20 protein-coding genes are annotated in these 21,384 nt (G+C 54.6%); 10 read left to right on the top strand and 10 right to left on the bottom strand.

Annotation, left to right across the window (positions count from 1 at the left end; translation table 11 throughout):
- The first annotated feature begins 45 nt into the window (after positions 1-45).
- Positions 46-1,113, top strand: coding sequence for an undecaprenyldiphospho-muramoylpentapeptide beta-N-acetylglucosaminyltransferase (murG, locus tag L1F29_RS02510; protein ID WP_258386835.1), 1,068 nt, complete (start codon positions 46-48; stop codon positions 1,111-1,113).
- 255 nt (positions 1,114-1,368) lie between these two features.
- On the opposite strand, the gene L1F29_RS02505 is transcribed toward murG, so the two are convergent.
- From L1F29_RS02505 to L1F29_RS02495, 3 genes are all read right to left on the bottom strand, one after another.
- Positions 1,369-1,626, bottom strand: coding sequence for a hypothetical protein (locus tag L1F29_RS02505; protein ID WP_258386834.1), 258 nt, complete (start codon positions 1,624-1,626; stop codon positions 1,369-1,371).
- Between the two features lie 45 nt (positions 1,627-1,671).
- The gene (locus L1F29_RS02500; protein ID WP_258386833.1) at positions 1,672-2,067 is read right to left on the bottom strand and encodes a FixH family protein; all 396 of its coding nucleotides are present in this window, start codon (positions 2,065-2,067) and stop codon (positions 1,672-1,674) included.
- A gap of 225 nt (positions 2,068-2,292) precedes the next feature.
- Entirely contained in the window at positions 2,293-3,057 is a 765-nt protein-coding gene (locus L1F29_RS02495) for an SDR family NAD(P)-dependent oxidoreductase (RefSeq protein ID WP_373876469.1), read from the bottom strand.
- Between the two features lie 345 nt (positions 3,058-3,402).
- On the opposite strand from L1F29_RS02495, the gene L1F29_RS02490 reads away from it, so the two are divergent.
- Positions 3,403-5,523 (top strand): serine hydrolase domain-containing protein, encoded by a 2,121-nt coding sequence (locus L1F29_RS02490; protein WP_258386832.1) that lies wholly within the window; start codon positions 3,403-3,405, stop codon positions 5,521-5,523.
- A 99-nt stretch (positions 5,524-5,622) separates the two neighbouring features.
- Here L1F29_RS02490 and L1F29_RS02485 read toward each other — a convergent pair whose 3' ends face one another.
- Positions 5,623-7,257 carry an MDR family MFS transporter gene (locus tag L1F29_RS02485; RefSeq protein WP_258386831.1) on the bottom strand — a complete coding sequence of 545 codons (1,635 nt, stop codon included), beginning with the start codon at positions 7,255-7,257 and terminating at the stop codon, positions 5,623-5,625.
- 1 nt (position 7,258) lies between these two features.
- Complete coding sequence (locus L1F29_RS02480; protein WP_258386830.1) at positions 7,259-7,699, bottom strand: MarR family winged helix-turn-helix transcriptional regulator; 441 nt, start codon at positions 7,697-7,699, stop codon at positions 7,259-7,261.
- Positions 7,700-8,680: 981 nt separating this feature from the next.
- Between L1F29_RS02480 and L1F29_RS02475 the strand changes: the two genes are divergently transcribed.
- Together L1F29_RS02475 and L1F29_RS02470 are read left to right on the top strand one after the other, a co-directional pair.
- The gene (locus L1F29_RS02475) at positions 8,681-8,893 is read left to right on the top strand and encodes a hypothetical protein (protein ID WP_258386829.1); all 213 of its coding nucleotides are present in this window, start codon (positions 8,681-8,683) and stop codon (positions 8,891-8,893) included.
- Positions 8,894-9,234: 341 nt separating this feature from the next.
- Positions 9,235-9,645, top strand: a complete 411-nt coding sequence (locus L1F29_RS02470) for a DUF1761 domain-containing protein (RefSeq protein WP_258386828.1) — start codon at positions 9,235-9,237, stop codon at positions 9,643-9,645.
- Between the two features lie 137 nt (positions 9,646-9,782).
- Here L1F29_RS02470 and L1F29_RS02465 read toward each other — a convergent pair whose 3' ends face one another.
- Positions 9,783-10,019: a DUF6953 family protein gene (locus L1F29_RS02465; RefSeq protein ID WP_258386827.1), complete on the bottom strand. Its 237-nt coding sequence runs from the start codon at positions 10,017-10,019 to the stop codon at positions 9,783-9,785.
- 245 nt (positions 10,020-10,264) lie between these two features.
- Positions 10,265-11,227, bottom strand: coding sequence for an ROK family protein (locus tag L1F29_RS02460; protein WP_258386826.1), 963 nt, complete (start codon positions 11,225-11,227; stop codon positions 10,265-10,267).
- 166 nt (positions 11,228-11,393) lie between these two features.
- Between L1F29_RS02460 and L1F29_RS02455 the strand changes: the two genes are divergently transcribed.
- Complete coding sequence (locus L1F29_RS02455) at positions 11,394-12,221, top strand: DeoR/GlpR family DNA-binding transcription regulator (RefSeq protein WP_258386825.1); 828 nt, start codon at positions 11,394-11,396, stop codon at positions 12,219-12,221.
- On the top strand, positions 12,222-13,190 hold the full coding sequence (locus tag L1F29_RS02450) for a 1-phosphofructokinase family hexose kinase (protein ID WP_258386824.1): 969 nt from the start codon (positions 12,222-12,224) through the stop codon (positions 13,188-13,190).
- A 76-nt stretch (positions 13,191-13,266) separates the two neighbouring features.
- On the opposite strand, the gene L1F29_RS02445 is transcribed toward L1F29_RS02450, so the two are convergent.
- The gene (locus tag L1F29_RS02445) at positions 13,267-14,160 is read right to left on the bottom strand and encodes an AraC family transcriptional regulator (RefSeq protein WP_258386823.1); all 894 of its coding nucleotides are present in this window, start codon (positions 14,158-14,160) and stop codon (positions 13,267-13,269) included.
- A 216-nt stretch (positions 14,161-14,376) separates the two neighbouring features.
- Here L1F29_RS02445 and L1F29_RS02440 point away from each other — a divergent pair, with 216 nt between their 5' ends.
- The 4 genes from L1F29_RS02440 to L1F29_RS02425 all read left to right on the top strand — a co-directional run bounded on the left by L1F29_RS02440 (position 14,377) and on the right by L1F29_RS02425 (position 18,912).
- Positions 14,377-15,534, top strand: a complete 1,158-nt coding sequence (locus L1F29_RS02440; RefSeq protein WP_258386822.1) for a Gfo/Idh/MocA family protein — start codon at positions 14,377-14,379, stop codon at positions 15,532-15,534.
- A 13-nt stretch (positions 15,535-15,547) separates the two neighbouring features.
- Positions 15,548-17,236, top strand: a complete 1,689-nt coding sequence (locus L1F29_RS02435; protein ID WP_258386821.1) for a DUF4091 domain-containing protein — start codon at positions 15,548-15,550, stop codon at positions 17,234-17,236.
- Between the two features lie 221 nt (positions 17,237-17,457).
- A complete protein-coding gene (locus L1F29_RS02430) occupies positions 17,458-18,279 on the top strand; it encodes a hypothetical protein (RefSeq protein WP_258386820.1) in 822 nt (273 codons plus the stop codon).
- 234 nt (positions 18,280-18,513) lie between these two features.
- On the top strand, positions 18,514-18,912 hold the full coding sequence (locus L1F29_RS02425; protein ID WP_258386819.1) for a hypothetical protein: 399 nt from the start codon (positions 18,514-18,516) through the stop codon (positions 18,910-18,912).
- Positions 18,913-19,014: 102 nt separating this feature from the next.
- Here the strand turns inward: L1F29_RS02425 and L1F29_RS02420 are convergent, their stop codons facing one another.
- Positions 19,015-20,367 (bottom strand): sulfatase family protein, encoded by a 1,353-nt coding sequence (locus L1F29_RS02420; protein ID WP_258386818.1) that lies wholly within the window; start codon positions 20,365-20,367, stop codon positions 19,015-19,017.
- Positions 20,368-20,463: 96 nt separating this feature from the next.
- A complete protein-coding gene (locus L1F29_RS02415; protein ID WP_258386817.1) occupies positions 20,464-21,309 on the bottom strand; it encodes a helix-turn-helix transcriptional regulator in 846 nt (281 codons plus the stop codon).
- Positions 21,310-21,384 lie beyond the last annotated feature (75 nt).

Genomic DNA, 21,384 nt, shown 5'->3' with positions numbered 1-21,384 from the left:
TTTGCCTTCATGCAAGACCAAATGAAAAGACAGGTGAAGTCGAAAGTGAAAAAGATTTTATTTACAGGCGGTGGCTCGGCCGGTCATGTAACGGTTAACCTTGCCCTGATCCCCCGCTTTCTGAAGGAAGGCTGGGCAGTCTCGTATATCGGCTCCCATGACGGCATCGAGAAGCAGCTTATTGCCAAGCTGCCGGATGTCCGCTACTCCGGCATCTCGACCGGGAAACTAAGACGCTATATGGATTGGCAGAACGTGAAGGATCCCTTCAAAGTCATCGGCGGAGCGATGCAGGCCTACCGGATCATACGGAAGCTGAAGCCGGATGTCGTCTTCTCCAAAGGCGGCTTCGTCTCCGTACCCGTCGTATTCGGGGCCTGGCTGAACCGGGTCCCGGTCGTGATTCACGAATCCGATCTGACGCCGGGTCTCGCGAACCGGATTGCCATCCCCTTCGCAGCCGCGGTATGCACGACCTTCCCCGAGACGGAGAAGCATCTGCGCTCTGCCAAGACCCGCTTCGTCGGGGCCGTCGTCCGCGACGGTCTGGACGCAGGCAGCGCCAATCGCGGCAGGGTCTTCTGCCGGCTTGACGGTTCCAAGCCCGTGCTCCTTATCATGGGCGGCAGCCTGGGTGCGCGCAAGATTAACGAGACGGTCCGCTTAGCCTTGAGCCGGCTGACTGCCGAGTTTCAAGTTGTGCATCTGTGCGGTAAGGGTCAGCTCGACCCCGAGCTGGACCTGCCCGGCTACCGCCAATTCACCTATATTGGCGATGAGCTGCCCGACATATTGGCGATGACCGACGTCGTCGTGTCTCGCGCGGGATCGAACTCCATCTTCGAGTTCCTGGCGCTGCGCAAGCCGATGCTGCTCATTCCATTGACGAAGGAGCAGAGCCGCGGGGATCAAATCTTGAATGCCCGCTCATTCGAGGCCTCCGGCTACTGCGAGGTGCTCGAGGAGGAGAATCTGACGGCGGATACGCTGGCAAGCGGCGTGTCCCGGCTGTACCGCGACCGGGAAGCTTACATCGGACGCATGGAGCAGACCGGGCAGAAGGATGCGCTATCTGATCTGTTTCATTACATTAAACAAACGGTCCGTTCGTAACCTTCCCTCCCGCTCCCCTAGCGCAACAACCGCCCCGGCAAGCATGTGCCGGGGCGGTTGTTGGTTTAGGTCACGAAATATTCGCATCATGAACATCGAGCGTTTCTATCTGTGATCCATGCCTTCCATCATATCCTTGCTCTGTTCCCAGGAATGCGAAGCCAGCTGATCGGCCGTCATTAGCGTCCCTTTCTTCTCCCCGTCAATGAACGCTTGCGCCGACGGCTTGTCCTTGAACGCATATACGCCGTCCTTCTATCGTCGCTCCGCTGGAGCGGATGCGAACGGCCGGACGGCAGCAGGGTTGGCCAGACGCGCGCCCGGCTCCCCTCTTAACGTAACCGGCTTATCGATGACAATCGCACCTTCGTACTCCCCTGCCGGTACGGTTATGATGTCTCCCTCCTGCGCTGCGTCAATCCGCCGCTGCAGCTCGTTTGCCTCAAGTGCCGTCTGCGGTGCCGCTTCGGCGGGAATGCCGGTAAGCGCCATAGCCAGCAGCACAACGGCCACGACCCACCTACGGCATCCTATTCCTTTGCCCCGGCTCGAGCCGGATCATTGGACAGTAAGCGGCCTTTTCTTCGTAATGTGCAGCTCCCCTTGGTAGAGATGAATGTAAATGGCGTATTCGCCCGGCTTGTCGAACGTCGTCTCCGCCGTGTAACGCCCTTTCCCTTCGGCCTTCGTCTCCAGAAACTCGGGAAGTCCTTCATTATTCTCCCTCCGGACGTCGAATTGCACGTTCGCGTCCTTCTCCGTTATCAGCCCCGTTATTTCGGCAATCAGCTTCGTGTTCTGCTTGACGCTTGCCGGAGACGGGTCGCTGACCAGCTCGATCTTCACCGCTGCGGGATCTTGTCCTTGCCCGCCGGCTCCTCCCGATCCGCATCCGGACAGGATCCCCAGCATCAACACGGCTGCGGCGACGGCGATCATAAGCTTGTTTTTCATTACCTTGCTCCTTCCTACTGCATGCTTGCTCCTTTCTATTTCACCCTTCTCCCTCTCTTTCAATATGACTCGATCGGGCTAGTCAGCGGATGATTCTATGAACGCTTCGTGAACCTTCGAGCCGCGGAACGCCGGAAAATAGTGAAGCCGCGGAGACGAATCTCCGCGGCCTGTGATTGTGCGCATATTGTTATGATCGCTGCATTGCCCTGTGTTGCGTTGTGCTTATATCGTCGGCATTACATTGCCGCCGCTAACCGGGATATACGCTCCCGTAATATAGCTGGACAGGTCCGACGCCAGAAACGCGACTACATTCGCAATCTCTTGGTCGGTTCCCCGGCGTTTCAGCGGCACCTTGCTCTCGTATCCTTCGCTGCGCTCCGTATTGTTCGTACGGTCCCGTTCGCTGATCGTCCACCCTGGCGCTACCTGGTTGACCGTTATGCCATGCTCCCCGATTTCGCGGGCCAATACCCGGTACAGCCCGTCCATTCCGCGTTTGCCTGCGACATAAGCAGACTGGGACGGGAAGTTCTGCATGGCGCATTCCGTATTAATGCCTATAAAGCGGCCCCGTTTCCGCTCGATCATCGCAGGAGCAAACGCTTTGGACAGATATACGCTCTGCATGACGCAGGATTCGAACTGGCTGGCATAGTCCTCGGCAGATTGCTCTAATACCGAGGTCCATTGGTATTGCACAACGGCGTTGGCTACGACGATATCGACCGGCCCGAGCTGCTCGGTTATCGCATCCTTCATTGCGCTGACGGACTCCGCATTCGTCACATTCGCTTGGACGGTTATTGCCCGGCGCCCCATATCCTCGACTTCGGCCAACAGCTCTCCCGCTTTCTCCGCATTCTGATTATAATGGATAACCACATCGGCGCCGGCCTTCGCCAGCGTCCGCACCATTACGCGTCCCAGTTCACCGGTCGCCCCGGTGATCAGCGCCACCTTGCCCGTCAAATCTATCGCTATCATAGTCGTTACATCCTCCCTAGCATTCAAGATGATTGCAGCTACCTATTCATCTTCACTATACCATAACGATCTATCATGGAGGACGGCCTTTTAATCATGGATACGCGCCGCATAATCGCCACCTTTCGCCAATAATCCCAACCCTAGGTCCAGTTACATGGGCAGTGTCATCGTTTACAATAGAATTGGTTGTCTCTACCAATCCATTTTTCTATGAGCTCATTCATTCGGCAAGAGCTCGCTCAATGACGTCTCAGCGGAAGCGGAGAGCTCACTAATGAGAGTCTTGTTCGATCCCGCCCCTTCGGAGGCGGAGGGCTCACTAAACTTTGAGGAGGTTTTAAATTGAAGACACGATCACGACGACCTGCCCGTATTTGCACCGCTGCTGTACTCGCCTTGAGCTTAACGCTGCCGGCCAGCGTTTTCGCCGCTGATTCACCGGCCGCTTCCCTGCCGTACTCCGTTGCTGCGATTTCTCCCTTCCAGTCCGCTCCTGCCGCCAATGCCGCCGGTAATACGGATGCCGTTCCCGTAACGCTGCCTGCGCTTACGTCAGGCCCGCAAGACCCGAAGGAGGTCGAGGCGTTCCTCGACGGACTATTCGCCAAGGACGAAATAAAGCGAAAAGCAAGTGCCGCAACCGTCAGCATTGTACGTGACGGTAAAGTTCTTGCAACGAAAGGCTACGGCGTCACCGATACGGAATCCAATACCCCGGTCGATCCGGACAAGACGGCTTTCCGCATCGCTTCGGTCTCCAAGGTGTTCACGGCTGCGGCCGTCCTGCAGCTTGTCGATCAAGGGAAGATCTCGCTGCAGGACAATATCGAGAAGTACCTGGACGGTCACAAGGTGACCAATCCATTCGACAAACCCGTAACGATCGAAATGCTGCTCACGCATACAACCGGGTTTGAGGTTCGCGACCCATCAAGCGATAATTTCCTGTTCGATCCTGCACAGACGCCGATGTCCTTGAAAGACGCGATCTTCGCCGATTTCCCGCCCGTTGTTCGCGAACCGGGAACGTCCTATATGTACGATAACTTCGCTTCGGAGCTCCAAGGCTATATCGTGCAGCAAGTAAGCGGAGAGAAGTTCAGCGAATATGTCGAGAACCATATATTCAAGCCGCTTGGGATGAACGCATCCAGCTTCAGTATGCCGGACAAATTGGCGGAGCGCCTGGCAACCGCTTATGATCCGGCAGGCAATGCGATTCCGGTTTACCGCTTGTCTCCCAGCGATCTTCCGGAAGGAAGCATGATCTCCACTTCCGGCGACATGGCACGCTTCATGAACGCTTTCCTTACCGGCGGCAAAACCGAAGACGGCAAAGTCATTCTATCGCCGGACGCATTGAAAGGCATGTCCACGTACCACTCGTCGATTCACAACCAGGTGCCGGATACGACTTACGGCTTCGAAGCCCCTTTCGTTCCGGGCAAAACAAACGGACAGCATATCATTGCCAAGGGCGGCGACATCCTCGGCTTTAGCTCGCTCATGTGGCTGCTGCCGGATCAGAAGACGGGCGTATTCATCTCCTATAATACGAATCAAGACTTGCGCGATGATTTATACAAGGCATTCATGGATCACTACTACTCGGGCAAAAAGGATTCATTCGGCAAAGAGGGCTATAAACCGCAAGCCGCCGCCGAGCTCGCCAAATTCGAAGGGATCTATGCCGACTTGCGGTCTGCCACGATCCTAAGCAATCTCACCGTATCGGCAGATGGGATCCTAACGATGGAGAACGGACTTACCGGCCAGCATAAGCTCACGCAAGTCGACGATCTGCTATTCATCGATGATAAGGGCGCGCCGCTGGCTTTCCGTGCCGATACGCAAGGAAACATCCTGTATCTCAAGTATGGCAATCCGGTCAGTTATGCAGCCAAGAAGCCCGCTGCGGCAGGTTTCCCGGACATTCCTAGCGACCATCCGTACGCCAAGCCGATTCATAACCTTCAGTCACTCGGCCTGTTGACCGATGATGCGAGCAAGCCGTTCGAGCCGCTTCAAGCCGTGACGCGCGGAGAATTTATTCATGCGCTCGCGGTGGAGCTGGGCTTACCGGCTTCTGAGAATCCCGCAAAGCTGAGCGATATTGCGGACTCGAAGTATAAAGCTCATATCCAAGGCGCGCTGGAGCTCGGCATCATCACCGGAACGAATAAAGGCACCTTCGAGCCCGACCGTTCCATCAGCCGGGAGGAAGCCGCTGTAATTATCGCACGGATTCTCCATCTGTCCGGCTACCCGGAATCGGAGAGCAAGGTGAAGCTTGCGCCAGGAACCGTGCAATGGGCGGAGCCCGCAGTCAAGATGGTGGTCGAAATGAAGCTGCACGGCCCCGAAGTAACCGTCAAGGACGGCGTTACCGAGTTCAACTCGAAAGCCGCCATGAACAAACAGGAACTGGCCGCGCTCATGTACGCCCTCTTGCTTCCCTTCTAATCATGACGCTTAAACGGCTATTCTAGATACGAAAAAGAGGCTGCTCAAAAGTTCGTTACTTTTGAGACAGCCTCTTCGATTGTTCCAATACAATTGTTATTATCCGCGGTTGACAGCAGCTTCCTTGACGCCGCCTTGCGAATTCGATTCACCCATCTGTTCCTCCCCCGGCATCCGGTTGGAAGTACGAAGCGGAATTTCACGCAAGAAGGCGACAAGCACAATCGCTACGACAAGCAGCGCGGCTCCAGATAGAAAGACGGTCGTCAGCGAGTCGGCCAGAGCGCTGCGGAGCATGTCGATCATCTTCGCGAACAGCGGCTGAATGTCCGCCGGCAGTGTCGTTTGCAAGTGCTCCAGCTTCGGTTGATCGAGCAGCATCTGCGGATTCTGGAATTCAGCCAGCTGCTTCGCGACTTCCGGATCGACCTTGGACAGGTCGACGCCGCCGCCGGATTTCATGACGGAGGTCAGATTGTTCTTCAAGCTGGTCGCCATAATCGTCCCCATGACCGCGATGCCGATCGTACCGCCCATGTTGCGGAACAATTGGTTGGACGCGGTAACAACGCCGAGCTGATCGGGCCGAACGGCATTCTGAACCGTCAGCGAGAATACCGGCATGCCTAGGCCAAGACCGATTCCGAAGACGATCATCGCCAGAACAGCTACCCAGATCGTGCTCATATACGCCATCATGACCATCCCAATAATCATAACCGGTAGTCCCAGCATGGCATAACGTTTATATTTGCCCGACTTTGTAATCCACTTTCCTGTGAAGGCGCTAATAACGACCATCGTGATCGACATTGGCATTGTCACATAACCGGAGTATGTCGGGGAGATTCCTTCAACCCCTTGTACGAAGAACGGCAGGTAGATTAGCGCACCCATCATCCCTGCATTCATCAGGAACCCGGCTAAATTCGATATGGTTACAATGTCGTTGCGGAATAGAGATAACGGAAGCGCAGGGCTTTTGGCCTTAAGCTCGGCGAAGATGAATAAGATCAAGAATACAACCGCGGCTGCGAACAACCCGATGATTTGCTCGGAGCCCCATGCATATTTGGTACCCGCCCACGAAAAACCGAGAAGAAGAGGCACAATCGTCAAGGTAAGAAACAGTGAGCCCCAGTAGTCAATGGATTCCGATTCTTTACGTGGCACTTTTGGAAAGAGCACAAGAATAAGGATAAAGGCGATGATGCCAAGCGGCAGGAAGATCCAGAAGACCCATTCCCAGTTCATATGATCGACGATCCATCCGCCAAGAGTCGGGCCAAGCACGCTGGAGAAGCCGAAGACGGCCATCATGACACCCGTCCATTTGCCGCGCTCACGCGGCGCGAACAAGTCACCGACAGCCGTGAAGGCCGATGACATAATAATCCCGGCACCAATCCCTTGAATACCGCGATACGTAATCATTTGAATAATATCTTTGGAAAAGCCGGACAAGAACGCACCGATCATAAAAAATACGATACCTATCAATATGAAGGGCTTCCGTCCATAAATATCGGATAACTTTCCGACAAGCACGGTTGCAATGGTCGAAGTCAACATATAGATCGTAATGACCCATGTGTAGTAATCCATTCCCCCGAGCTGCGCGATAATTCGCGGCATTGCCGTACTTACGATCGTTTGGTTGATTGCGGCAAAGAACATCGCGGCTATAATGCCGACCATGATGGTCACTTTCCGCTTATGAGATAACTCATCCACCTTATAATTCCTCCTTATCGTGAACCTGTTCTAATAATGTGGTTAAAATACGTCTTAAATGCTCGACATCTTCTTCCGGCAAGCGATTGAAGAAATTGGAGATGACCTGCTTCCGCTTTTCAATCAGAATCTCGATATATTGCTCGCCGGCTTCGGTAATCGCGAGACGGACAACTCTGCGGTCCTCACTGTCACGATGACGGACGATATACCCTTTTTGAATCATCTTATCGACGATTCCGGTTATGGCGCCAGGCGTTACGCCGAGCGACTCCGCTAGCTCATGCGGCTTGCTGAGGCCCGCAACCTTAAGTAAATAAAGCATACGAAATTGTGTCATTGAAAGCTGATCTTCGACTTTGCAGTTCCACTCATGCGTCATTTTTTTGACTAGACTTTTGAATAGTGCAGGGAGCTCGACCAGTTGAGCATTAACCTGCATGCCCCCGCCTCCTTATTTACTGATAAATATTTTAGAACTAAAAGATTAAACAATGAAACATTTAGAACTATATCGCATTTCAGCCCATCCGGTCAAATGGATAATTCCGCAAAAAAGCCGAATAATAAACGTTATGAAGCGAAATCGCGAAATCTTTGAGCTATTTTAACCTTTTATTCAATTTTTTATGAAGTTATAGAGGAAAGGACCCGCTAAACATAGCGAGTCCCCTGCACCGAGCCTTATTCAATATCGTCGATCCACCTCTGCCTCTGCTTGGCATTGCTCTCCAATATTCCGTCAATTAATACCATGATTCGATGCCGTCGGCTATTGTCACAAACTGCGGATTGCCGGAGATATCTTGTCCTCTTCTGAGCTTCACTTCATCAAAGACATCGATGAGCAGGTTCTTTATGCCATCGGGCCATCTTTCCTCGTGTCCGCCTGGAAAATGCGTCCTGCAGATAGCTCCCCGGCCAACGCGGCCAGCCCAGCCGACGCTTGCTGTCCATGGCGAGCGGCTTCTCCGACGGCAGGTGTTTACCCGTGAGCATCGCCGTTCCATTAATATCATCGTGCAGATGATTGGGAGTACAATTATGGATGATCTGGAGATAAAGTGATTATCCGGCATGTTGTAGGCAGATCGGTCTAATTTATATTATTAGTAAGATACTTAATATTAAATGAATGGATCGTATAGCGAGAGTCGGCGTTCTAGAAGCAGCCGTAATTTGAGATAGCGGAACGGGCAGAGATCAGCGTACCGGACAGGCGATCGGCGATCGGCTAAACCATAGGCCCGCAAGCTCGATCATTCATGAGCGGATAAATCTAAGCACTCTGGGATTGGCGTTCCTATAGCTGAATTATTGCAAGCTTCGAAGGGGCATTTCCAAAATAGCCGTGTCTTCGGCCTTTAAGCCGGTTTTCTGCTACAATAGAGAAAATGACGAAACCAAGGAGGGGGACCTGGACATGGCGCAAATTCGATTGCTGACGGATCAAGATTTTAATGAAGCGATGGAACGTCAAACGAAATTACGCGTGTTTCAAGACGATCATGTCGTCGATATGGGAGGAGTCATCGTCCGCTTCGACGATCAGACGGTCGTCGTGCAAACCGGCGTAAGCGAGATCTCCTATCACGATAGAAGGAAATGCGAGTTTTTCGAGATGAGAAGGAGGTAGCGGATCAGCTGCCCCTCCTCTCGTTGACCCGCTGCGCAGGAGGGCTTTGCCGCCCAAGGAGAAGTAGGTCCACACACGCAGCACCCTCTCCACAGGGCCGAACTTATATTTTTTCAAATAATAGGCGCTTGCTGCAGCCTGCAGAGCATAGATCAGCACCGAGAGCCCAATGCCGGCCAAAACTCCGATACGCCCGAACCAACCCAGCCCGTACCTGCCGGCTGATTCAGGCTGATTATCCGGTCTTGCTGGAAAAAATTATCGTTTACTTTTCCCCTGAAATAGAGAAACTAATGTTATAATCATTTTTTCTGCTATATGATATTTTTCAGGGGGTAACTATGGTTGATTTTGCGCAAATCAATTATGTGGCGGTCATTCTCGCAACGATAGCCACGATGATTCTAGGATTCTTGTGGTATACGCCGGTATTATTCGGTAACGCTTGGATGAAGCAGCTCGGAATGAAGCCGGAGGAGATGTCCGGCGGCGGACCGATGACGTATATCCTCACGGCCGTAACCGCCATTGTCGGGGTATTCGTATTGGCGCTGCTGCTGACACTCGGCGAGGAGACAACCGTCTGGTCCGGATTATGCGTCGGATTGCTGATCGGCATCGCCGTCTCGGCCAAGATCGGCATGAATTATTTGTTCGAAGGCCGTAAGCTCGGTCTCTATCTCATTACGATCGGCTATCATCTCGTATCCTTCATCGTCTCGGGCATCATTATCGGTGCCATGCAGGGATAAGAGGGAACGGAATTCAACAACGAAGGAGGCGCAGACCGTGTTTACACGGTTTGCGCCTTCTTCGTTTACGGTCTCCCACACATAGAAAAAAGGCACAGACCGTATCCACTCACACGGTTCGTGCCTTCTTACATTCGTTAGGACCAGCCCCAGAAGAATCCGTCTCTCTCCCAGGCCGCCCGTCCGCGATGCAGCTTCTTGAATGCTTTCTTGACTTCCTTGTCGATCGAACGGTTGCCGTTCTCGTTCACATAGACAAACGATTCGCCAAAGTGCTTCGAGATGTAATCCACGGCCTGTTCCTGGTATAACATGCCCGTCTCCTGCAGCTCCTTAAACATCCACTGCGCAACGGTGTCCGCTGTATATTCCACTGCCTTCACTCCTATTTCCTCAAGCTGTCCCGGCAGGTTGAATGCCAGGAGGCGAGAGCGAGCGCCAATGCTGCCGGATAATCATTCATCCTGCTGCCAGCGCCTTGCTCCAGTCCCTTCTATATAGCATACCGTTTCCGTTAGGGACGGCACAACCCGACGTGGGCCAATGGCGCTGGCTGCGGCTGCTTATGAGCTTCACGCACACGTACCCATGCACACAGCATGGGCAAGCCAGCCAGCGCTTATGAGCCGAATTGGCGGAACGCCCAACCGGAGCTGCCGAGGACGCCGGCATCCTCATTGCGCTGCGCGGCAGCCAGCTCAAGGCGTTCGCGGTAGATCGGCATGATGCGTTCGAACAGCGTCTCCCGGACGGGCTTCATGAACCGTTCGCCCGCATGCAGGACACCGCCGCCCAATACGATAATATCCGGGCTGAGAAGCGGCACTACGTACGAGAGCGCCTTGCCCAAGGTGACGCCGGTCCGGTTCATGATCGCAATGGCTACCTCGTCTCCGGCATCGTAAGCGGTGGATACATCCGCCGCCTTCAGCTGCTCTGGATCCTCCTTCAGATCGGCTAACATCGTCCGCTTCCCCGACAATACCGCCTCTCTCGCTTGCCTGGCCAGGCCGGTCGCGGATACCACCGTCTCCAGGCAGCCGGTCAGCCCGCAGTTGCAGCCGTACTCGATTCCCTCGATCGGAACATGCCCGAGCTCGCCGGAGAAGTCTCCTCCGCCCTGGTAGAGCTTGCCGTCGTTCACCATGGCGGTCGCGAGTCCCGTGCCGACCGTCAATCCGAACACATGGCGCCGGTTGCGCCCTGCGCCTGCGACAGCTTCCCCATAAACATACATGCGCACATCGTTCTCCATGCACACCTGCATGCCGGTCAGTTCCCGCAGCTTGGCAAGGACGGGATAATTGCGAAAATGCAAATTGGAAGACAGAACGCTGATGCCCCGCTCCGGATCGACCAGTCCAGGCATGCCGATGCCGATGCCTACGATATCATCCTTGGCGACTCCGGACTCCGAGAGCCCTATCTCCACACAGGAAGCAACTACCGCCATCACATGGTCGTTCCCCTTATCCGCCTCTGTAGGCACCTTGCGCCCCCAGACGATTTCACCCTCTCTGTCGACCAGCCCGCAAACGATATTCGTACCGCCGATATCGAATCCGAAAGCATAACGCTTCATGATCTGTCCCTCCGTCATCGGAATAGTGATTTTCTTACCTTAACTATAGGAGCAGACATCGAAAAAATCAACGAAATTATGAAATTTCCAATCATAACGTGATTGAAAATTTCAATTTACTGCGTTATAGTGATAACAAAATGAAAGCTTTAAGGATGATGATCGTATGACAACCCCGCCACTGCCGAAGGCCGAGGCTAGACGGCAGCAGCTTCTTCAACTGCTGAAGCTGCACAAGAAGCTCAGCATTCACGAGATGATTAACTATATGAACTGCTCGGAAGCAACCGTCCGCCGCGACCTGGATCTGCTGGAGCAGACCGGCGAAATCTTCCGGACGGCCGGGGGCGCCCGCTATAACGACCCGCTCCGGGGAGTGAGCTTCCACGAGAAAGAACAGCTGTATTGGAAAGAGAAGGAGTTTATCGCCGCCAAGGCGGCATCGCTCGTCCAGCAGGGCGATATCATCGGCTTGACCGGGGGCACGACGACCTTCCTGATCGCCCGGGCGCTGAAGGACCGCCATGAGATAACGGTCGTCACGAATGCCGTCAACATTGCCATGGAGCTGGCCGAGAGCCCGAAGGTCCAGGTCGTGCTTACCGGCGGCGTCATGAGCAGCGAAACGTTCGAGCTCTCCGGCCCTCTCGCCGAGGCGAAGCTGGAAGGACTGTATATTAATAAAATGTTTATCGGCGTCGACGGCATCCACTCTTCGACCGGGCTGACGACCCACTCCGAACTGGAAGCCCGGATGGCGCAAATTATGATGAGCCGTTCCGATAGCGCCATCGCGGTATTCGACGGATCCAAGGCGAACAAGAGCTCCATCTTCCCGATCAATCCCCTTGGGATGCTGGAAGCCATCGTCTGCAATACGCCGCTGACAGGAGAACTGCTGGCCGCATGCGAGCAGGAAGGCATTACCATGCATATCGCCGATACGAATCCGGAGCCGTCCATGCCGTCATTGCATTTCACAGGAGGTAACTAAATGCCACTGACCAGACATATCACGACCGTCACCTTGAATGCGGCCATCGACAAGACGTATTTCGTTCCCGATCTCGTTCCCGGCAAAGCCAACCGCGCCTCCCGCACGATTGCACAGGCAGGGGGCAAAGGCATCAACGCCGCCCGCGTAGCCCATGCGCTCGGCGAGCCGGTTATCGCGACCGGCTTCGCGGCCGGCTTGAACGGCCAGATGATCCGCAGCGGGCTTACGCAGGAAGGCATCCCACACAGCTTCGTGGAAGCAGCCGGCGAATCCCGTACCTGCCTGAATCTATTGAACGAAGCAACCGGAGAATCGCTGGAAATACTCGAGGCCGGCATACAGATCGGGGAGGACGACTGCGAGCGGCTATTTACGCATGTGAAGGAGCTGGCCGCGACCTCTTCGGTCATTGTCATGTCGGGCAGCATTCCATCGGGCGGAAGCCCGGATATCTATCGGCGGTTAATCGAGGCTGTGAAGGAATTCCGTGTGCCAGTCATTCTCGATACAAGCGGCGAAGCGCTGCTGAGCGGCATTCAAGCCGCTCCCTTCATGATCAAACCGAACAAGGAAGAAGCGGCGCGCCTGACATCGGAAGCAGCTAAGGACGATGCCGAAGGCGATGAGCGGCTGCATGAAACCATCCGTTATCTCGCGCAGGCCAACCAAATTCCATGCATCGCCGTATCGCTCGGAGAGAAAGGCGCCGTCGCCCTCTATCAGGGCAAGCTCTATTCCGTCAGCGCCGCCAAGGTACAAGCCGTCAATCCGGTCGGCAGCGGAGATGCGTTCGTGGCCGGATTCGCCGTCTCGCTCCACCGCGGGTACGACATCGCTTCGTCGCTCATGCTGGCTTCCGCTTGCGGTGCCTCCAATTCCCTTCATTCCGCGGCAGGCATCGTGCTGCCCGATGAAGTCGCCGCCCTGATCGAGCAGATCGAGGTTCGCGAGCTGGCAGACCTGTAATACGGCCCGCAGCGCACTTCCAGCCTCCTAATCTCCCTTCCAGGGATGAGTAGGAGGCTATTCTTGTTCGTTGACTTTAGACGCGGGCGATGACGGACCGGGCGTACTCGGAGGGACTCATGCCCGTCCATTTCTTGAAGGTTCCCGAGAAGGCGTGAATCGAGCTGAAACCAAGCATATCGGCAATTTCCGTAAGGCTGCCGGTTTTCTCCCGTATATACCGCTTGGCACGCTCCATCTTCAGCTTATTGAAATATTCCTTCATCGAGTGACCGGTATTGTCCTTGAAGATCTCCGTTACCTGCGTCCGGCTAATGTGAAAATGATCGGCAATGCCTGCGACAGTCAGATTCTGGCCGACATTGGCTTCCATATAGGCGATAATCTGCTGCGTCAGCTCGTCCCTGCGTTTTTCGCGTGCGATCGTGGACAAGCCCTTGGGAGCATCCCGGAATACGTTACGTCTCAGCAGCCGGATCAGAAAGATTTCCAGATAGTTCTGCATCACCTGCTCGCTGCCGACCGGCGCATCCTCCCGCCGCCGCAAAGGATGATCGAACGGATAATGGAAGGCATTCTGCCCTTCCGCAATAATTTGCGCGAGCAAATTCCGTTCCTCGTCCTCGAGCCGGATAATTTGACCGTCGAACCGCCTCATCGCCTGCGAATCGCAGTCGAACGTCATGACGATAAAGTTCGGCGCAGTCCCCTTCGCCGCATGGAACCGGTGGAATTCATTCGGCTTATGGAAAATAATGCTGCCCTGCGATAAGCTGTGTACCGTATCATCGGCTGTGACGACAATTTCCCCTTTGTCCACATAGAGAAATTCCCAGAAATCATGAAACTCGCCATGAAACTCGTAGTCCTTCTCCCGCTCGGCATAGAACATGGTAATGATCTTATTGATGACAATCGTCTGCTCGAGCGACGTTCGTTTCATGTTGTTCAATTCGGTGTATGATGGCATCCGCACGACCGCTCCTTTTTGCTTTTTTGCGCGCCTAATTTATCCATGAAACCCCATATTGTTATCATACCTCAAATGAGGCTCGGAGAGGTGAATCCCCACGTTCCATGGGAGCAAAAAACGCAAATATTCCGGCTTTTTGAATAAAGAAAACGCGCTCATGTTCCCGTATACTGACGATACATCCATCCTAACACGGACAAAGGAGAATCGAACATGAGATTAGGTGTAATCGGCTACGGCAACCGCATTCGGCACATGATTAACGAGGTTATCCGGCAGGATCCAAGCTGCGCGTTGACAGCTATCGTCGATGTCAGACAGGACGCCCTCCGTCAGGAGCTTCGCGATCAGAATGACGGTATCCAATACTTCTCGACACCGGAAGACATGCTGGACTCCGGCGCCGTTGACGGCGTGTTCATCGGCACCCGCTGCTCGCTGCACACCCCTATGGCGCTCAAAGTGCTGCCCACCGGACTGCCGCTCTATCTCGAGAAGCCGGTAGCGACGAACATGGAGGATCTGTACCGGTTGAAGGCCGCATACGAGGCATCCCAATCCGGCGTCGTCGTATCCTTCCCTCTCCGGCTGACGACGATCGTGCAGCTCGTGCAAGAGATCGTAGCTTCCGGCAAAATCGGCACGATCGAGCATGTTCAGGCCGTTAATAATGTGCCGTATGGCAACGTTTATTATCAGAGCTGGTACCGTGACGAGCAGGAAACCGGCGGATTGTTTTTGCAGAAAGCCACACATGATTTCGATTATCTTAACGCCATTCTCGGCCAGAAGCCGACGGACATTTGCGCGATGGTATCCAAGCAGATCTTCAAGGGAACCAAGCCCGCCGGCCTAACCTGCTCGGCATGCGAGGAGAATCAGACCTGTCCGGAGAGCTCGCTGCTCCGGAAGGATTATACGAAGCATGAATGGACGCAGTGCTGCTTCGCCGAAGATACCGGCAACGAGGATTCCGGCAGCGCGCTCATCCGTTATGAGTCGGGCATGCATGTTTCCTATTCCCAGAATTTCTTCGCACGCCGCGGAGCCGGGGCCCGGGGAGCGCGCTTCATGGGATATAAGGGGACGATCGAATTCGATTTCTATACCGGCATCGTCAAGGTCCATATGCACCATACCCCGCGTGTCGAAACCTATGAGCTGACAGCAGGCGACGATCACTTCGGCGGAGACCCGCTGCTGGCCAAGAACTTTATTGATATTATGCAAAATGGCTCACCTTCCCTGTCCTCCCTCGATGACGGGCTAACAAGCGCATTGATGTGTCTGGCCGCCAAGAAATCAGCTGAAACCGGCACATTCCAGCCGGTATCGTGGACAGCTCAAGCAAGTAAAGCAGCATCCGTATAAGGAGTGTGTAAATATGCAATTATCCAATGACCAGAAACAATTCGAAACCCGCAGCATAAGCTCGCTTATTAAAGTGTTTGCAGACGAGGACCTGCAGGCGCCGCCATTCACCCGCGCTTCCGCGTTAGCCGGCGAGACGTTCTCGTTCCAAGTGGCTTTCCGCTCCTCGCTTACGGCTAAATATGTGATACGCGCAGAAGCGGAAAGCGGCATAGCAGCCGATCTGTCGGTCCGCTCGGTCGGACTGGCCCCTTCGGAGTTTCCGATATACGGCAATCACGACGGCAACTTGCTGCGCAGCACGCCCGGATTATATCCGGATCCGCTGTTTCCGCTGGATGCGATTGGCGAGCTAGTGGCTCCTCCACAGCAGTGGCGCGCGGTATGGGTGACCGCCCGGCTTCATCAGAATGCGGCAGCGGGCATTCACCCGATTCATATCCGCTTTGTCGATGCCGAGAATAATCGGATTGGCGAGGAAACTTTCGAACTGGAGGTGCTGCCGGCCGCGCTGCCGGATCAGCGGCTCATCCTGACGGATTGGTTCCATACCGACTGCTTGGCCACCTATTACGGTGTAGAAGTATTTAGCGAACGCCACTGGCAAATCATTGATTCCTATGTACAAACGGCCGTGCGCAATGGCATGAACATGATTCTGACGCCAATATTCACGCCGCCGCTCGATACGCTGGTCGGCGGGGAGCGCCCGACGGTTCAGCTCGTCGACGTCGAAGTAACGGAATCGGGCTATCGATTCGGTTTCGAACGGCTTGCGCGGTGGATCGATCTTTGTACCCGGGCGGGTATCCGCTACTTCGAGATATCTCACCTGTTTACGCAATGGGGCGCGAAGCACGCGCCGAAGATCGTCGGCATGGTGAATGGCGAAGCGCAGAAGCTCTTCGGCTGGGAGACCGATGCGACAGGCGAAGCATACAAGGGCTTCCTCGCCGCGCTGCTCCCCGAGCTGACCGCTTTCCTGGAGGCCCGGCAGCTGAAGGGGCGCTGCTACTTCCACATCTCGGACGAGCCGCACAGCTCGCAGCTCGAAGCATACAAGAGCGCAAGCGACTGGGTTCGCCCGCTCATCGAAGGGTGGCCGACGCTCGATGCCTTGACCGATTACCCGCTGTATGAGCAGGGTCTCGTGCAGAAGCCGATTCCGTCCTCCGATCACATCGGACCTTTCCTGGAGAACCGGGTACCCGGTCTATGGACTTATTATTGCTGCGCGCAATATCAGAAAGTATCCAACCGCTTCTTCGCGATGCCATCGGCCCGCAACCGCGTGATCGGCCTGCAGCTGTACAAGTTTGAAATCGAGGGCTTTCTCCATTGGGGATATAATTTCTGGTACTCGCAGTATTCGGTGAAGGCTATCGATCCATACCGGGTGACCGATGCCGGCGGCGCATTCCCTTCCGGCGACGCGTTCTTCGTCTATCCGGGCGAAGACGGAACCCCGGTGGAATCGCTGCGGCTCGCGGTATTCACCGAAGCGCTGCAGGATTTGCGCGCGCTAGAGCTGCTCGAGGGCATGGTCGGAAGAGAGCGGACGCTCGCGATTATGGAGGAAGGCTTGGCTGAGCCGCTCACCTTCGACAATTATCCGACAGACGATATTTGGCTGCTTGCCTGCCGAGAGCGGATCAATGCCGCTATTGCGGCACATGCCCGCCAGGCTGCCGGCGCCTCGTAGACCCGTCGTCAACCCCTCCCGCGGAAGCTGTCGTTGACACCTCGGGAACAGGTAAGGTATAGTGAACGAAACGATAACGGTTTCTAGTCTCTCACACGGAAGCACCGTAAGTATCAGGCGTCATGAGCGCCTGTACTTGCGGTGCTTTTTTTGCGTCCGGCCGGCATAACGGGACCGGAGATCGTTATCGATCAACCATTACAGGAGGAATCACACGGAACATGAGACACAAGACGCGTTGCACCATTGCCATGATCATGGCGCTTCTTCTTGCCGCTTCCGTATCGGCAGGCCCTGCAAGCGCCGCAATCAGCATATCCAGCACGTTCCAATCGTCGCTGGATAAGACGCTTGCCGCCGCAGACGGCACGATGAGCAGCAAGATTAGCTCTCAGTACAAGGATTTCGCGTCGCTCCAGCAGGAGGATGCCCGGTGGGATGCGAGCATTAAGGCCATCCACTACCAGAATGAGGAAGCTGAATCGCTGCTGCGCAAGCAGATCAAGCTGATTGACGCCGCCAAGATCGACAAGCTCGAGCTTCAAGTGAAGCAAACACGCGAACGTAACAAGAAGCTGCTTGATCTCTATGCATCGTTGAACCGGCAAATTGCCGCGTCACGGTCAATCGGGACCAAGGAGATGACATCCATGCTGCGCTCCCAAGCCGAAGCGTTGAAGCCCGCCGTTCAGCTGGCGCGCCAGGATATCCGGAATAAGGAAGATGCTCTCAAGGCTGCCAAGGCCAATGCAGCGCGAATGATGAAGAAAATTCGCGCCGCTTTGGACGAAACCGATCCGCTCGTCATTCGAATCAAGGCAGAGCGCAGCTCGACCGACATTCCGAAGAAGAGCTTGGCCGCAGAATGGAAGAAGGCCGGCAATGCGGTGAAGAAGCGCGACGCCGCCGCCACCTTGGCCTCGCTCACCACCTCCGTGTCGCTCACTCGCCAAATCATTGAGCAGAAGCGCAAAATCCATACGCTGGAGACGAAAATCGCAGCCGTTATTCAGCAGGCCAAATCCCAGCTTCCCGCATCGTAAGATCCACTGCCGCCAGAGCAAGCTTTGGTAATCTTAAGCCTAATCCGCTCCCGTCATTTGATCGTCATCTCAGATTAAGCTATATTTAAGGTGAAGCCTGTACAATAGAAGCAGATGCATTTCGAAAGCGACACCCGGAATCATCCGTCGTCTGGAAGACAAGCTGCCCTTACTTAAGTAGCCCGTCGATCATGTACAGTATGACTATAATCTCTGTGAAGAGAGGATTAGCCTATGGACCCAAAACGTCTTATCATTATGAGCACCTTGGCATTCACCATTGCCTTCGGGATGTGGAGCGACGAGAAATCGGCCGCTGCGGCCGGTTTAGCACCGAAACCCGATGTACGGCCCCCGCTAGCCAAGAATGCATCATCCCAAGAGGATCGATTCCTGCAAGCTCTTGGAGCGCCGTCGGACGAAGCCATTCAGGAAGCATTATACAATGGAAAGTCACTTGCCGATATAGCCGTAAATAACGAAGTCGACGTGCAGAGCATTATCGATCTGCAGGTTGCAGAATTGACCAGCCAGCTGGACGAGCGGCTGAGCAGCGGAAGTCTTGCCCTGCACGAATATGAATCGCATAAGTCGGAGCTTACGGAAATTATAACTAGAAGCGTCTATGGCTAGCCGTTCTTTCCACAGCGCAACCAAGATTAAACAAGCGAAACCCACCGTTAGGGAGAACCTAACGATGGGTTTCGCTTGTTTAGCTTCTTTTTTTTCATCCTCTTATTCAGCGGGAAGAAGAAACGAATCGCCTGTACGTTCGATCCAATCGCCGAGCTTGCCAAGCAGTTCCTTTCGTTTACCCGCATACAGACTATTGTGGGCCATGTTTACCAATTCGTACGGGTCTTCATTCAGATTGAACATGAGCCAGGAAATGCCTTCGAAGCAGACATACTTCCATCCGTCGTTCGTGACGATGCCTCTCCATGGCTTGTCCACGCTATGTCCGTGTCCTGTCGGAATGACCGACTGCAAATAGGCTGAATCCGGTTGGCGCACGCTCGCCTGTTCCGGAAGCCGGTGGGACGAATAATCCGTGCCATCCATCCAGCTTGGTGCTTGTATGCCGCATAGTCCGAGCGTTGTCGGGGCCACATCCACATGATTGAGAAGCGCCGGCGATATCCCGGTTTTTCTCCCGTAGAATGGGCGTTCTCCTCCAATAATGAAGGGTACGCGTATGGCCTCTTCCAACGGGCTCGTCTTGTTGAATTGACCATGGCTGCCGTGCAGATCGCCATGATCGCTGAAGAATACGATATGCGTGTTGAAATCAAGGTCGGCTTCGCGCAAGCTATCCCGGATCCGTCCCAGATTCCAGTCCAGATTCTCGATCATCGCATAATATCCGGCAAGATCATTCCGCGCCTGGCTTCGAACCCCTTCAATCGGCGGTACGTTGGGACGCAGCTCTACTTTTCCCGGGGTATGCTTGCTTCGAAACGCCTCCGGAGCCATGTAAGGATTATGGGGCGGCTGCACCGACAGAACCGCGAAGAAAGGCTGGTCGCTGCCGGATTTTCGCTGTGCGCCGCGCTCCTCGATATGCTCGATCAACAGATTCGTCAGCTCATCGGTTTCGAATCCGGGGAGCCTGTACTGGAAGGCCCCGTCTCCTTCTCCGCCATGGACCCAACAATCCCACGGGCTATTATTGTTCTCATAACCTACCCAATGCCGGAACCCGCCCCTGCGCTCCGGAGGGATGATATGAAAGGCGGCCCTGCCGTTTCGTTCCTGGTAGCCGTCGAGATGCCACTTTCCGAAATACGCGGTCGAATAGCCCTCCTCGTTAAACACATCGGCGATGGTCGGCTGCCCCTCCGGAAGGCGATGCTCATGTCCGGGGACGCAGCGATGCGGATAACGTCCCGTCAGCAAGGAACCCCTGGTCGGACAGCAGAGCGGGAATCCCGATAACGCACGGTTAAAATTCACGCCGCTTGCGGCCAGATTGTCGATATTCGGCGTATGAACGTTCGGATCGCCGCTGCAGCCCAGCGCTTGCGCCCGATGCTGATCGCCGAATACCCATATTACATTGGGTCGATCGGTTTTATTCGTATGGCTCATGGTCGTGATCGCCTCCTCCATAAATGCTGTTACCCTTTCACGCCTGAAGTTACGATACCTTGCACATAAAAACCTATACACCGGGTGAATTCCTTTTTATTTCGACTTCAGATACCGCCGGTATTCGGAGGGCGACAGGCTCATCAGCTTGCGGAAGGTGCTGGAGAAGTGATACAAGCCCATCCCCACCGCATCCGCAATTTCGGTCACGGTCAGATCGCTCGTCGCAAGCAAGAGCTGCGCTTTCTCCATCCGTTTTCTCGTAATGTAGGCGATCGGCGACACGCCCATGGTCGATTTGAACAGCTGGATGAAGTAGTTCGGGTGAAAGTGCAGCCGGCCGGCCAGTTCGTTGATGTTCATTTTCTCCGCCAGATTCGCCTCGATATAGCTCACGATCGTATTGATTTTGGTCATGGCCGGCGTGACGGCCTCGATTCCCCAATCGCCCTCGTTCTCATGAAGCAAGGCCTGATCCAGAAATTGCGTCAAAATCTCGTAGAGCACCGATTTGATTTGCAGCGGGGACGTTAACGACTGGCTCTGGGATAGCTCGATCAGCTTAAGAAATCGCGCTTCCAGCCACTCGCGGTCGGGAACCTCGATGAAACACGGAATGTGAAACAGCTGAAAGAAGTGGATCTCCCCGATGGTCAGCGTGAAATGGCAGAAATATTTGCGGAACGTGTTTTCTTTATCGGTGAAGAAGGCTTGTTCCACATGGGCGGGCAGCAGAAACAATTGGCCGGGGCGCGGCGAATACTCGCGGCTCCTGATCCGCACCTTCCCCGCTCCCTCCATAAAGTAATACAACCGGTTGACTTCCGGATCCTTCAGATGATAATCCCAATCCGGGCCAAGCTTGACATGATGGACAGCGTAGAGCTGCAGCTGCGCATTCGCAAGATAGCTCCGCATCATATGCAACTGGTCCTGATCCATGCGATCACCCCGCCTCAAACACCGTAGAATATCACAACTTTATCTTACTATTATATATCCCGTCTTGCTGCGGCG

Source organism: Paenibacillus spongiae (genome assembly GCF_024734895.1).
Taxonomy (GTDB): Bacteria; Bacillota; Bacilli; order Paenibacillales; family Paenibacillaceae; genus Paenibacillus_Z; species Paenibacillus_Z spongiae.
Note: the sequence above shows the minus strand (reverse complement) of the source record. Positions and strands in the feature narration are given on the sequence as shown.